The sequence below is a fragment of the Rhizobium metallidurans genome (assembly GCF_014196505.1).
In the GTDB taxonomy this organism is placed as follows: Bacteria; Pseudomonadota; Alphaproteobacteria; order Rhizobiales; family Rhizobiaceae; genus Rhizobium; species Rhizobium metallidurans.
On the sequence record NZ_JACIDW010000009.1, the window covers coordinates 32,917 to 46,109 of the forward strand.

The 13,193-nt window shown below is 63.8% G+C and carries 12 protein-coding genes and 1 pseudogene; 4 read left to right on the forward strand and 9 right to left on the reverse strand.

Features of this window, described 5'->3' with window-relative positions:
- Positions 1-94: 94 nt before the first annotated feature.
- Positions 95-1,114, forward strand: a complete 1,020-nt coding sequence (locus GGQ67_RS14575) for a LacI family DNA-binding transcriptional regulator (RefSeq protein ID WP_183900871.1) — start codon at positions 95-97, stop codon at positions 1,112-1,114.
- Between the two features lie 5 nt (positions 1,115-1,119).
- On the opposite strand, the gene GGQ67_RS14580 is transcribed toward GGQ67_RS14575, so the two are convergent.
- Positions 1,120-2,037: a DMT family transporter gene (locus GGQ67_RS14580; protein ID WP_183900872.1), complete on the reverse strand. Its 918-nt coding sequence runs from the start codon at positions 2,035-2,037 to the stop codon at positions 1,120-1,122.
- A gap of 302 nt (positions 2,038-2,339) precedes the next feature.
- Between GGQ67_RS14580 and GGQ67_RS14585 the strand changes: the two genes are divergently transcribed.
- Complete coding sequence (locus GGQ67_RS14585; protein ID WP_183900873.1) at positions 2,340-3,806, forward strand: MDR family MFS transporter; 1,467 nt, start codon at positions 2,340-2,342, stop codon at positions 3,804-3,806.
- Between the two features lie 50 nt (positions 3,807-3,856).
- On the opposite strand, the pseudogene GGQ67_RS14590 reads toward GGQ67_RS14585, so the two are convergent.
- From GGQ67_RS14590 to pxpB, 3 genes and pseudogenes are all read right to left on the reverse strand, one after another.
- Positions 3,857-4,066 (reverse strand): annotated as a pseudogene (locus GGQ67_RS14590) (hypothetical protein).
- 87 nt (positions 4,067-4,153) lie between these two features.
- Positions 4,154-5,116 carry a 5-oxoprolinase subunit C family protein gene (locus GGQ67_RS14595; RefSeq protein ID WP_183900874.1) on the reverse strand — a complete coding sequence of 321 codons (963 nt, stop codon included), beginning with the start codon at positions 5,114-5,116 and terminating at the stop codon, positions 4,154-4,156.
- Entirely contained in the window at positions 5,113-5,856 is a 744-nt protein-coding gene (gene pxpB, locus GGQ67_RS14600) for a 5-oxoprolinase subunit PxpB (RefSeq protein ID WP_183900875.1), read from the reverse strand. The genes GGQ67_RS14595 and pxpB overlap by 4 nt, the downstream gene beginning before the upstream one ends.
- 61 nt (positions 5,857-5,917) lie before the next feature.
- Here pxpB and GGQ67_RS14605 point away from each other — a divergent pair, with 61 nt between their 5' ends.
- Both GGQ67_RS14605 and GGQ67_RS14610 read left to right on the forward strand, forming a co-directional pair.
- Complete coding sequence (locus tag GGQ67_RS14605) at positions 5,918-6,157, forward strand: hypothetical protein (RefSeq protein ID WP_183900876.1); 240 nt, start codon at positions 5,918-5,920, stop codon at positions 6,155-6,157.
- A 7-nt stretch (positions 6,158-6,164) separates the two neighbouring features.
- Entirely contained in the window at positions 6,165-7,025 is an 861-nt protein-coding gene (locus GGQ67_RS14610; RefSeq protein ID WP_210279647.1) for a D-amino-acid transaminase, read from the forward strand.
- A gap of 162 nt (positions 7,026-7,187) precedes the next feature.
- Here GGQ67_RS14610 and GGQ67_RS14615 read toward each other — a convergent pair whose 3' ends face one another.
- Genes GGQ67_RS14615 through GGQ67_RS14635 form a run of 5 tightly spaced genes read right to left on the reverse strand, consistent with a single transcriptional unit; the run spans position 7,188 to position 13,158 of the window.
- Entirely contained in the window at positions 7,188-8,063 is an 876-nt protein-coding gene (locus GGQ67_RS14615) for an HpcH/HpaI aldolase/citrate lyase family protein (RefSeq protein WP_183900878.1), read from the reverse strand.
- The gene (locus tag GGQ67_RS14620) at positions 8,060-8,512 is read right to left on the reverse strand and encodes a MaoC family dehydratase (protein WP_183900879.1); all 453 of its coding nucleotides are present in this window, start codon (positions 8,510-8,512) and stop codon (positions 8,060-8,062) included. Before GGQ67_RS14620 ends, GGQ67_RS14615 begins: the two co-directional genes overlap by 4 nt.
- On the reverse strand, positions 8,512-10,368 hold the full coding sequence (locus GGQ67_RS14625) for an ATP-binding protein (RefSeq protein WP_183900880.1): 1,857 nt from the start codon (positions 10,366-10,368) through the stop codon (positions 8,512-8,514). Before GGQ67_RS14625 ends, GGQ67_RS14620 begins: the two co-directional genes overlap by 1 nt.
- A 31-nt stretch (positions 10,369-10,399) precedes the next feature.
- Positions 10,400-11,995: a carboxyl transferase domain-containing protein gene (locus GGQ67_RS14630; protein ID WP_183900881.1), complete on the reverse strand. Its 1,596-nt coding sequence runs from the start codon at positions 11,993-11,995 to the stop codon at positions 10,400-10,402.
- Complete coding sequence (locus GGQ67_RS14635) at positions 11,995-13,158, reverse strand: isovaleryl-CoA dehydrogenase (RefSeq protein WP_183900882.1); 1,164 nt, start codon at positions 13,156-13,158, stop codon at positions 11,995-11,997. Before GGQ67_RS14635 ends, GGQ67_RS14630 begins: the two co-directional genes overlap by 1 nt.
- Positions 13,159-13,193 lie beyond the last annotated feature (35 nt).

Consider the following 13,193-nt stretch of genomic DNA (forward strand, 5'->3'; position numbering starts at 1 on the left):
TATCGTTCTATGTATATCATTCTACAAATCGAATTGCGTGGCAAGGGCTTTTTGCCTATAATCGTCGACGACACCGGCGAGAGAGCATTTCTGCATGGATTTTCAGGACGTTAACAAACCAAAGGACCGCATCACCATTCGCGATGTGGCTGTTGATGCCGGGGTTTCCGTGGCCGCCGTCTCCAAGGTCTTGCGCAACGCCTACGGCGTCAGCGAAAGCTTGCGGCAGAAGGTCGAGACCTCGATCGAGAAGCTCAACTATCGGCCGTCTGTCGCCGCGCGTGCGATGCGCGGGCGGACCAGCACGGTCGGCGTTCTGGTGATCGAGCTCGCCAACCCGTTTCTCGCCGGCGTCGTCGAAAGCGCCAATGCCGCGCTGCTTGGCGGCGGCTACAAGTCGCTGATCGGGATCGGCCATTCCGCCAGTTCCATCGAGACCTCGATGATCGAATCGATGATCGACAACCGCATGGATGGGGTGCTGATCATCGCGCCGCGCATATCGGGCAAGGTGCTGGATCGCTATGCGAGGCAAATCCCGATCGTCGTCATCGCGCATCATGAAAGCGACGCGCAGGCCTATGATTCCGTCAATTCGGACGATCGCCAGGGCGCGTTCATGGCCGTACAGGCGGCTGTCGACAAGGGATACAGCGATGTCGCCATGCTCGGCTACGAGTTTCTGGATTCACCACCGACCGTGGTCGCCATGCAGCGCGAACGCGGCTATCTGGAAGCAACGGAGCGTTTCGGTCTGCAAGGCCGCATCATCCGCCTGCCGCCCGTCGCCTCGGACAGGAATGTGGAAATCGAGGCGTTCCTGGCCATGCCCGATCGGCCGCGCGCGGTTTTCGTATGGTCGGATCTCGACGCCGTGCCGCTCGTCAACATGGCCCGGATGCGTGGCATCAGGGTTCCGGAAGATCTCGGGATCATCGGCTACGACAACTCGCCCGTTGCCGCCATTCCCCTCGTCGGTCTCGACAGCATCGATCAGAACCCCGCCGAGCTTGGTCGCATGGCGGCCGAAATGCTGCTCAGCCGCATCAATGGCCGGGGCGTGGCCGAGCATTGCCTGATCGAGCCGCGCGTCACGGCCCGCGGCAGTCTCTAACTCCGCTAGCCGTGGCTCGCATCGTTGGGCACCAGCGGCTCGACATCCTTGACCTTGGCGCGATGGAAGATGAACAGCCCGGCGAGCACGATGACGGCGGCGCCGATCAGCGTCTGTCTGTCGGGGAAGTCGCCAAAGAACACCCAGCCGAAAATGACCGCCCAAAGCAGCAGCGTATATTGCAGCGGCGCCAGCAGCGACGCCGGTGCAAGCTTCAGCGAGCGCGTGATCATCAGATGCGCCGAGCAGGAAACCACGCCGAGCAGCAAGAGCGCGAGCAGCTGATTCGCGCTGAAGCCGCTCCAGCTGCCGATGCTGAGCAGCGCGCCGGTTAAGAGGCATCCCACGGTTTGCCAGGTCACCAGTGTCGCATCGGGCGTCGAGCGCAACACGCGGCCAAGTACCAACGTCAGCGCGAATGACATGCTGCCGACAAGGCCGAACATGGAAGGCCACGAGAGCATGGCGGAGGAAGGCCGGAGCGCGATGACGACCCCGACAAAGCCGATCAAGACCGCCAGCCAGCGCCGCCAGCCGATACGCTCGCCCAACAGGAAATGCGACAGCGCCGCGACGTAGATCGGCCCGGCCATGTAGAAGGTCATGACATCGGCGAGCGGAAGATAGGCGACGGCCGCATAGAAGAGCCCGGTATCGGCGGTGGCGAGAACCACGCGCGCGAGCTGCCATCGCGGCTTTTCGACCCTGTAGAGCGCGGAGACGGGCTGGCGCGCGAGCATCGGACCGAGCACGAAAAACGCACCGAACGAGCGGATCAGAAGGACCTGGCCGACGGAAAAGCTCGCCACCAGCCATTTGCCCATTGCGTCGTTGAGGGCGAACATGAAGTCGCCCACGAGCATCAGGAGGATGCCCGCCAGGATGGCGTTGCCGCCCACGGCGAAAGCCGCTTGTCTGCTCATGATGTTCGGGCGCTCCGAAACGCCGTTTTGCGGCGAGGATCGAAAGGCAGAACGATTTGAAAGCCTCCGCATCACGCCGATGCCTGTTTGTATGGCGGACGCTTACTCTAGCGGCAGGATGTGTTGCAAGGGGCCAAGCACGTCATCCATCGGAACGGCTTCAAATCCATCCGCCACTCGCGACAATTCATACCCGAAAGCTCTTGACGCGGCCGCTGCGAGGAATAGTAAGGGCACTACTAAATAACAGCCGGCGCCGCATACTTCATCGTCCACGCCGACGTTTGCCCCGAAAGCCTCACATGACACAAAGAACTTCGCATCGCGGACTGGTCGTCGTCGCGATCATGGCAAGCATGGCGATGATCGCCATCGAAGCAACCATCGTCTCGACGGCGATGCCGCAGATCGCCGCCCAGCTCGGCCAGATCAATCTCTATTCGTGGGTCTTTTCGTCGTTCCTGCTGACGCAGACCGCGACGACGGTGGTGTTCGGCAAGCTCGCCGACATCTATGGCCGCAAGCCGATGCTGATGGTCGGCATCGCGCTGTTTCTGCTCGCTTCGGTGCTCGCCGGCTTCGCCTGGTCGATGCCCTCGATGATCGGGTTTCGCCTGCTGCAGGGGATCGGCGCCGGCGCGATACAGCCCGTCGCCATGACCGTGGTCGCCGACCTCTTTCCCGGAAACCAGCGCGGCAAGGTGCAGGGATATCTGGCAAGCGTCTGGGCGCTGTCGGCCGTCGTCGGCCCGCTTCTCGGCAGCCTGATCATTCACAATCTCCCATGGGCCTGGATCTTCTGGATCAACGTGCCGGTGGGTCTTTTGGCGGCGCTCGGGTTCCTGTTTTTCCTGCACGAGGAAAAGCGGCCGCGCGTCGTTTCGATCGATGTGCTCGGCGCCGCGCTGTTCGCCGTCTCGATCTCCGCGCTGATGATCGCGCTCACCGAGATCGAGAGCGCCGTCTCCGGCTATGCGATCGCGGCTTTCGTCGTCTTTCTTGGCGCCCTCGCCGCCTTCATCTGGCAGGAGCGCAGAGCCGAAGCGCCAATGGTCGCGCCCGACCTGTGGTTGCGGCGGCCGATCGCCTTCGCCAACCTGGCGGTCTTTTTCGCCAGCATGTCGATCATGGGGCTGACGACCTTCCTGCCGATGTATGTGCAGACCGTGCTTGATCGCTCGCCGCTCGTTGCCGGCTTCGCTCTGACCATGCTGTTGCTCGGCTGGCCCTGCGGCGCGACGATCGCCTCGCGCCAGTTTTCCCGCTTCGGCCTGCGCCCGATCATGATCGTCGGGAGCCTGTTCATACCGGTCGGGACCTGCCTGCTCGTGCTCCTGGCGCCGTCCAGTTCCCCGGTGCTGGCGGCGGCCGGGTCGCTGATCATGGGCTTCGGAATGGGCCTGCTGAACATCGGCGCGCTCATCCTCACCCAGGAAAGCGTGAGCGCCTCCGACCGGGGCAGCGCCACGGCCTCCAACGTATTCTCGCGCAATCTCGGCAGCACGCTCGGCGCGGCCGTGCTGGGCGCCGTCCTGACCTATGGTCTGGCGAACGCCAATAACGGTCAGGCGATCACGCCCGAGCAATTGCGCGACTTGCTGAACGGCACGGGCGCGGCTCTCGGCGGCGGCGAGGATATCCGCCAGGCGTTGCAGCAGGCGCTGCATGCGACCTTCATGGTGATGATGCTGATCGCGGTGCTGATCGTCCCGGCATGTCTCCTGGTGCGGCAACCGCAAACGCCGCAGGCGGAACCGAAGAGCGCGTGACTGAATGAGACGATAAGAGACGGGGCGATCATCTCGCCCGGTCTCCTGTCTCAATGCGCGAAGACGCTGTCGAAATCCTTGAAACCCTTGACTTCGATCGGGTTGCCGCTCGGATCGAAGAAGAACATGGTCCGCTGTTCGCCCGGCTCACCCTCGAAGCGGACAGCCTAGTGAAAGCTCACATCTAGGACGTCGCCATAGAAGCGTCTTGCCGCATCGAGGTCGGTGACGTGGTAGGCGAGATGGAAGAGTGAGCGCACGGTGGTCTCCTTTGTGACGGCGAGATGGTGTTCATCAACGGATGGAAAGGTTCTGCGTTCGATAACGGCTTGGCGCCGCGTGTCCGCTCAGCGCATCGGCGCGTCCATCCGCAATGGCTTTTCTTCGAGTGACGTGAGGATATCCGCGAGCGCCTCGTTGCGCGCGATCAGCAGGTCTTCCGCTTCTTCCTGGGAGACGGATTTAAAGCGAATGGCGCTTCCGGTCGTGGTCTGCGCCAGCCGCGCAAGGTCGACCGAGGCAACAGTGGCGATCTTGGGATAGCCGCCGGTTGTCTGTCGCTCCGCCATCAGCACGATCGGCCGGCCGGACGACGGCACCTGGATCGAACCCGCGACCGTACCGTCCGAGACGATATCGTGACCGGCGAAAGCGTGGATCGCCGGACCGTCGAGAACCTGCGCCATGCGGTCTCGGCTCGGCGTGACGTGAAAGGGTTCGCGCAGGAAATTCTTCCAGGCGGCGGCGTCGAAATGATCCGCCTGCGGCCCCGGAACGACCCGAACCGGACCGCCCGAACGGGAGAAGGGTTTGCGCAATGCCAGGAGCGGTGCCTGCGTCGTCTCGCCAAGCGGCAGACGGTCGCCGATCGCCAGACGCCGGCCATCCACGCCGCCGAGACCCGAGCGCAGATGCGTCGAGCGCGCCTCCAGGACCTTCGGCGTCTCAAGCCCGCCCGAAATGGCGAGGTAGCCCCAGACCACCTGTCGCAGCGCGCCGATCTTCAAGACCTCGCCCGGCATCAGCCAGTGGCTTTCCCAGCCATGCCTCGCCTCACCATCGACGGTGATATCGACGGCGCCGCCGGTCACCGCGAAGCGCACGGGTGCTTCGACCTCGAAAGCACCGCCGACATGCGCGAATTCCAAAGTCGCGTCGCGATCGGCATTGCCGACGAGGCGGTTGCCGATCAGCATCGACATCAGGTCCATCGCGCCCGCGCCGGAAACGCCGAGATGCATCAGCCCGGTGCGCCCGAGGTCCTGGACCGTCAGCATCGGCCCTGCCTGTTTGATATGGAGCACGGTCATGGCGCCTCCCACTCCTCTATCGATTCGCCTCGCCTGACGGCGGCGTCGAGGCTTTCGGCCTCGTCGGCATCGACAGGGCGGAAGCGCACGCGATCACCGGCGCGCAGCAGGAATGGCTCGGCGCGCGACGGATCGAATATCCTGAGTGGCGTGCGACCTATGTATCGCCAGCCGCTCGGACAAGGAACGGAATTGATGCTGGCCTGCTTGCCGCCGATGCCGATCGCGCTCGCCTCGATCCGCTGGCGCGGAACGGCAAGGCGTGGCGTGTGCAGCTGCTGCGGCAGGCCGCCGAGATAAGAAAAGCCCGGCGCGAAACCGATCATGTAGACGCGATAGTCCGCCGAAGCATGCAAGGCGATCAATGCCTCGCGCGACATCTGCTTCATCTGCGCGAGGTCGTCGAGATCGATCCCGACCTCATGGCCGTAAAGAACCGGCACGGTGATCCGGCGCGCGGTCACGCCGCCCACCGACAAGTGCCCGAGCCGCGCTTCCAGCGAGGCGGAGAGGTTCTTTCCACGAATGACGGTGGGATCGTAGGCGACGAGCAGCGAACGATAGGTCGGAACGGTCTCGACGACGCCTGTGATCGGCCGCGTCGCCAGCATGTCCGCCAGGGCAATGACGCGCTCATTCGTCTCTTCATCGATCTGGTCGGAGAACTCGACGACGAGGGCGCTGTCGCCACAGGGGATGATGCGCGGATAGGTGTGTCGCAACGACTGCGTCATGGCCATGTGCGCGACCTAATCTGCGGGAAGGCTTCGGGCGCGGTGGAATGCCGCTCGGGAGGCCTGGATGCCGAGCGCCAACGCAACGCGAGAGATATTTCCACCATCACCATCAAACATGTCTCGACAAGCGAGATTCTCAATCGACAATGCTCTTGTCATTTCAGATACCAATTTTATGTCAAGCCATCCCGCGCCGACCGGCAATGGCGATATGCCGGGTGCCGCCGTGACGGCGCGCGCGTTGCGTGACAAACTCATCGGCGGTGGAATCGATATAGCCCCCTTTTTCCACGCCGAAATCTGAACGAGGAATGATCTTGACCCGTACCGTATATCTGAACGGCAGCTGGCTCGCCGAAGCCGACGCAAAAGTCTCCATCTTCGACCGAGGCTTCCTGTTTGCCGACGCGATCTACGAAGTCACCGGCGTTGTCGGCGGCAAGCTGCTCGAATATGCCGGTCACGCGGCCCGCCTTCAGCGCTCCATGGCCGAACTCGGCATCGCCTGCCCGCTGACGCAGGACGAATTGCTCGCCGTTCACCGCGAGATCGTCCGCAGGAACGACCTTCAGGAGGGGCTGATCTATCTGCAGATTTCCCGTGGCGCGGCCGATCGCGACTTCGCCTTCCCGACAAACGCCGCCCCGACGCTGGTCCTGTTCACCCAGGCCAAGGCCGTGCTCGACAATCCGAAGGTGAAGACCGGTATTTCCGTTGCGCTGGTTGCCGATCAGCGCTGGGCCCGGCGCGACATCAAGACGGTTCAGCTGCTCTATCCCTCGATGGCGAAGATGCAGGCGGCGTCCGTCGGCGCCGATGACGCCTGGCTCGTCGAGGACGGCTTCGTCACGGAGGCGAGTTCAGCGACCGCGCACATCATCAGCCAGGACGGGACACTGATCACCCGTGGCCTGTCGAGCGCGATCCTGCATGGCATCACGCGTCTCAGCGTCCTCGACATCGCCCGTAAAGCCGGCCTTGCCGTCGAGGAACGCGCGTTCACGCCCGAAGAGGCCAGGGATGCCGCCGAGGCCTTCATCACCTCGGCCACCAGCTTCGTTCTGCCGGTCACTCAGATCGATGGGCAGCCGGTCGGCGACGGCAAGCCCGGGCCTCGGACGCTGAAGCTTCGCCAGCTCTATATCGAAAACAAGCTGGCGAATGCGATCTGATGGCTCGCCGTTGCCGGCGCGCCGGTCGCAAGCCCGGGCGCCTGCGTCAGGCCGGCAAGCGGCGGCCGGAAACCTGATCCCGCGACATGAGCCTTCTCGCTGCCAGGGAGCAACGGCAACATGCTTTAAAATCAAGGCGAAGCCGGAAGATAGGCGCGGATCTCACTTCGGTTCGCGCGGTGGCTGTTCATCCTGTTGCGGTTCGCCCGCTCGCAGCGCGTCGACGATCCGCCGCGCTTGCCTCAGATGCGGGGCGTCGATCATCCGGCCGTCGAGTTGAAAAGCGCCCCTCCCCGGCTCCGCTTCGAACGCGGCGATCGTGGCCCGGGCGTTCGCGATCTCCGCTTCCGTCGGCGTGAAGGCATCGTTGATGATCGGGACCTGCGAGGGGTGAATGGCCATCATGCCGGTAAACCCGTCGCGGCGCCCGCGCCTGGCGTAGCTGCGCAACCCCTCAAGGTCGCGGAATTCAGGATAGACCGTTTCGATCACCGCGACACCGGCGGCATGGCCGGCGAACAGCGTCAGCGAGCGCGCCAGTTCATAAGGCTGGGTATAGCTGCCGTCTTCATTGCGGGCGCTTGTCGCGCCGATCGCCGCCGGTAGATCCTCGGCCCCCCAGGTCAGCCCCAGCAAGGATTGACGAACGGCGGCGTAGCTGCCCAGCTGAAAAATGGCCGCCGGCGTCTCGGTCGCGATGGGCAATATCGGCATATCCGGCGCCATTGCCGCCAGCGCTGCCACGCTTATGCTGCCCTCCGCTTTCGGCAAGACGAGACCGTTCGGGCCAGCGTCGAGGACGGCGCGAAGATCCTCCTCCACCAAGCCGCTGTCCAGCGCATTGATGCGGACGAACAGCCGCGCCTTTCTTTCCGCTGATCGCAGGAACGAGGCGACCGCCATTCTCGCCGCCGGCTTTGCCTGCAGGGTGACGGAATCCTCAAGGTCGAGGATCAACGCGTCCGCGGACGATCCGAGCGCCTTTTCCATCCGGTCCGGTCGGTCGCCCGGCACGAAAAGCAGCGAGCGCAACCTCATGCCGGCCTCCTCCGCACCAGCGCCGTGCGCAGGCAGCGGCAGACCACCTCGCCCCGCTGGTTGATCAGCTCGTGCTGGAAGGTGACAATGCCCGCCGTGGGCCTCGAACGGCTCTCTTTGAGATCGCTGACTTCCGTTTCGGCACGCATCGTATCGCCGATGAAGACCGGCTTCGGCATGACAAGCCTGTCGTAGCCCAAATTCGCGACCAGCGTCCCCATGGTCGTATCGCCGACCGAAAGGCCGACCATCAGCGCGAAGGTAAAGGTGCCGTTGACGATGATCTGGCCAAATTCGCTGGCTCGTGCCGCTTCCGCATCGATGTGCAGCGGTTGCGGATTGTGGGTCATGGCGGAGAAGAGGAGATTGTCCGTCTCGGTGACCGTGCGGCGGATCTCGTGCGAGATCCGGTCGCCGATGGTCCAGTCCTCGAAATGACGGCCTGCCATCATGGCTCTCCTTCCAGCTGCATGAGAACACTGCCTTCGACGACCTGCGCGTCGGCAAGCACCTTCATCTCCGAGACGACGCCATCGAACGGCGCGCTCAGCGTCTGCTCCATCTTCATCGCCTCGATGACGACAAGAGGCTGTCCTCTGGTCACCCGATCTCCGCTGGCGACCATGAGCGCGATCACCCTGCCCGGCATCGGCGCGACGATCGCGCCGTCGAAATGGCCCGAATTTCCGCCGGCATGGCCGGCGCGAACCGTCCCATAGGCCCAAGCTTCGCCATCCAGAAAAAGCACGCCGGCATCGGTCGCGACCGGTTCGCCGCCATCCCGAAGTTCTACCCGATAGGGGCCGCCGCCTACCTCGACACCGATCTCCCGGGAAGGCGGCGCGTTCATTCGGAAGCCCGTTGCCGTCGCCCATATATCGCTGCCCGGTTTCGGCAGGATCGCTCGCGCGGCCGCCTGCAGCACGCGTGAGCCGGGCTCGATCGAGGGAATGAGATGCGTCGAGTGCCGTTCGATGAAGCCGGTGTCGACCGCGCCCGCCTGAAATTCGGGGTGGTCGATCGTGCGCGCCAGGAACGCCGCGTTGGTTCGCACCGGCCAGACCTCGACGCTTGCCGCCGCGAGAGCCAGTCGCCGCGCCGCCTCCTGCCGTGTCGCGCCGTGGCTGATCAGCTTGGCGATCATCGGGTCGTAATAGGCGCTGATCTCATTGCCCTCTTCGACGCCGCTATCGACCCTGACCCCGTCGGGAAACCGCAGACGGTGCAGCCGCCCGGTCGAAGGCAGGAAGCCGGTGGAGGGGTTTTCGGCGTAAAGCCTCGCCTCCATCGCCCATCCCTTGATCGATAACTGCTCCTGCCGCAGAGGCAGGGGCTCGCCGGATGCCACCAGGATTTGCCACTCGACCAGATCCTGGCCGGAGATGGCCTCGGTAACGGGATGTTCGACCTGCAGCCGTGTGTTCATCTCCATGAACCAGATGCGATCGGCGCGAAGTCCGTCGGACGCATCCGCGATGAATTCGATCGTTCCGGCGCCGATATAATCGACCGCGCGCGCGGCCTGAACCGCCGCCTGGCAGACAGCCTCTCGGGTCGATGCGTCCATGCCCGGCGCCGGCGCCTCTTCGATCACCTTCTGGTGGCGGCGTTGCAGCGAACAGTCGCGCTCGAACAGGTGGACCACGTTTCCGTGCGTGTCGCCGAAGACCTGAACCTCGATGTGGCGGGGCGAGAGGATATATTTCTCGAGAAGCACCCGGTCATCGCCGAAGGAGGCCGCGGCTTCGCGCCGGCAACTGGCGAGTGCTGCTGGAAATTCCACAGCGCCATCGACCCGCCGCATGCCCTTGCCGCCGCCGCCGGCCACGGCCTTGATGAGGACAGGATAGCCGATCGCATCCGCTTCCCGCCGCAGCCGTTCATCCGCCTGGTCCTCGCCGAGATAGCCTGGCGTGACGGGGACACCCGCAGCGATCATCCGCTTCTTCGCCGCATCCTTGAGGCCCATGGCCCGGATGGCGGCGGCCGGCGCGCCGACCCAGATCAGGCCGGCGGCCGCGACCCTCTCGGCGAACCCGGCATTTTCCGAAAGAAAGCCGTAGCCCGGATGGATCGCCCTGGCACCGGTCCGGATCGCGGCCTCTATAATCCTGTCGGCATTGAGATAGCTCTCCCTGGCCGCTGCCGGACCGATAGGGACCGCCTCGTCCGCCTCGCGAACGAAGGGCATGTCGCCATCGATATCGGAGTGGACGGCGATCGTGCGGATCCCGAGCCTTTTCGCCGTTCTTATGATCCTCCTCGCGATCTCGCCGCGATTTGCGATCAGCAGGCTGTCTATCACAGTCTCTCCTCTCTTCTCCTCGCCGTTGAGGCTACATGCGAAACAGGCCGAACCGGGCGCGCTCCGGTATCGGTGCATTGAGCGTGGTCGCGAAGGCCAGCCCGAGCACATCGCGCGTCTGAGCCGGGTCGATGATGCCGTCGTCCCATAGTCTCGCGGTGGCGTAGTAAGGATTGCCCTCGTCCTCGTATTTCTGTCGGATGGGCGCCTTGAATGCTTCCGCCTGCTCGGCGCTCCAGCTCTCGGCATCGCGATGCACGGTCGCCAGAACGGAAGCGGCCTGCTCACCGCCCATGACGGAGATGCGGGTATTCGGCCAGCTGAACAGGAAGCGCGGCTGATAGGCGCGGCCGCACATGCCGTAATTGCCCGCACCGAAGCTGCCGCCGATCAGCACCGTTATCTTCGGTACCGATGCCGTCGCCACCGCCGTCACGAGTTTTGCGCCGTTCTTGGCGATCCCCTCGGCTTCATATTTCCCGCCGACCATGAAGCCGGAGATATTCTGCAGGAAAAGCAGCGGTATGCGCCGCTGGCAGGCAAGCTCGATGAAGTGGGCGCCCTTCAGCGCGCTTTCGGAGAAAAGCACGCCATTATTGGCGAGAATGGCGACAGGGATACCCCAGATTCGCGCGAAGCCGCAGACCAGCGTGGTGCCATAGAGCGCCTTGAACTCCTGTAACTCCGAGCCGTCGACAATACGGGCGATGACCTCGCGGACGTCGTAAGGCGTGCGGACGTCTCGCGGCACGATGCTGTAGAGCTCTTCCGGATCGAACTTCGGTGGCCGCGGCTCAGCCACGTCGATATCGATCCGTTTCGGGCGGTTAAGCGTGGCGACGATGTCGCGAACGATCAGAAGCGCATGCTCGTCACTCTCGGCGACATGGTCGACGACGCCGGATTTCCGGCCATGCGTATCGGCGCCGCCGAGCTCCTCGGCCGATATGATCTCACCGGTCGCTGCTTTGACGAGCGGCGGCCCGGCGAGGAAGATTGTTCCCTGGTTGCGCACGATGACGGTTTCGTCGGACATTGCAGGCACATAGGCCCCGCCCGCGGTGCAGCTGCCCATGACGCAGGTGATCTGGGCGATGCCCGCCGCCGACATTTGCGCCTGATTGTAGAAGATGCGGCCGAAATGTTCGCGATCCGGAAAGACCTCCGCCTGATGCGGCAGATTGGCGCCGCCCGAATCCACGAGATAGATACAGGCAAGCCGGTTCTCCCAGGCAATTTCCTGCGCCCGCAGATGCTTTTTTACAGTCATCGGGAAATAGGCGCCGCCCTTTACCGTCGGATCGTGCGCCACGATCATGCACTCGACGCCCGAGACGCGGCCGATGCCGGCGATCATGCCCGCCCCGGGCGCCTCGTCGTCGTACATGCCGTTGGCGGCCAACTGTCCGATCTCGAGAAACGGCGAGCCGGGATCAAGCAGGCGCTGAACGCGGTCACGCGGAAGCAGCTTGCCGCGTTCGACATGCCGCTCGCGATGTTTTTCGGAGCCGCCACGGGCCGCCTGCGCCACCTTGGAGCGGAGCGCCTCGACCAGAGCCAGATTGTGCGCCTTGTTGGCGGCCAACGCCTGCGAGCCGAGATCGAGCATCGTCTGCAGCTCCGGCATCAGCCTCTCCCTTCGTCGCCGATGACTTCACGTCCGATTAGCATGCGGCGCACTTCGTTGGTGCCGGCGCCGATGTCGAGCAGCTTCGAATCCCGCCAATAGCGCTCCACCGGCCAGTCCTTGGTATATCCGGCGCCGCCCAGCGCCTGGACCGCCTGCTCGGCCACTCTGACCGCGCTTTCCGACGCATAGAGAATGGCACCTGCCGCATCATGCCGCGTCGTCTTGCCGGCATCGCAGGCCCTCGCCACTGCGTAAACGTAGGCGCGAGCCGAATTCAGCGCCACGACCATGTCCGCCACCTTTGCCTGAATCAGCTGGAAGCTGCCGATCGGCGTTCCGAACTGCTTGCGCTCTCTCACATAGGGAAGGACGACATCCAGGCAGGCCTGCATGATGCCGAGCTGAATCCCGGACAGCACGACGCGCTCATAGTCGAGGCCGGACATCAGCACCTTGACGCCCCCGTTCAGCGGGCCCATGACGTTTTCGTCGGGCACGAAGCAGTCATCGAAGACCAATTCCGCCGTCGGCGATCCACGCATGCCGACCTTGTCGATCTTCTGCCCGATGGAAAAACCTTTGAAGCCTTTTTCGACCAGAAAGGCGGTGATGCCCTTCGAGCCGCCATCTGGCACGGTCTTGGCATAGACGACCAAGGTCTCCGCGTAAGGCGCGTTCGTGATCCAGAATTTGGTCCCGTTCAGCCGATAACCGCCGGCGACTCTTTCGGCGCAGAGGCGCATCGATACGACGTCCGAGCCCGCTCCCGCCTCCGACATCGCAAGACTGCCCACGTGTTCACCGGATATCAGCGCCGGAAGGTATCGCTGTTTCTGCTCGGCCGATCCCCAGCGCGAAATCTGGTTGATGCACAGATTGGAGTGAGCGCCGTAGGACAGGCCGACCGATGCCGATGCTCTGCTGATCTCCTCGCAGGCGACGACATGTTCGAGGTAGCCGAGCCCAAGGCCGCCGTCATCCTCATGCACGGTCACGCCATGAAGACCGAGCGCGCCCATCTCTGGCCAGATCTCGACCGGGAACCAGTCTTCCGCGTCTATCCTCGCCGCAAGCGGCGCAATGCGATTGGTCGCAAACCGATGCGTCGTCTCACGGATTGCCTCCGCCATTTCGGAAAGCCCGAAATCCAACTCCAGCATGTCGCCAGTCCTCCCAGACTGCGGTCATGCTAACG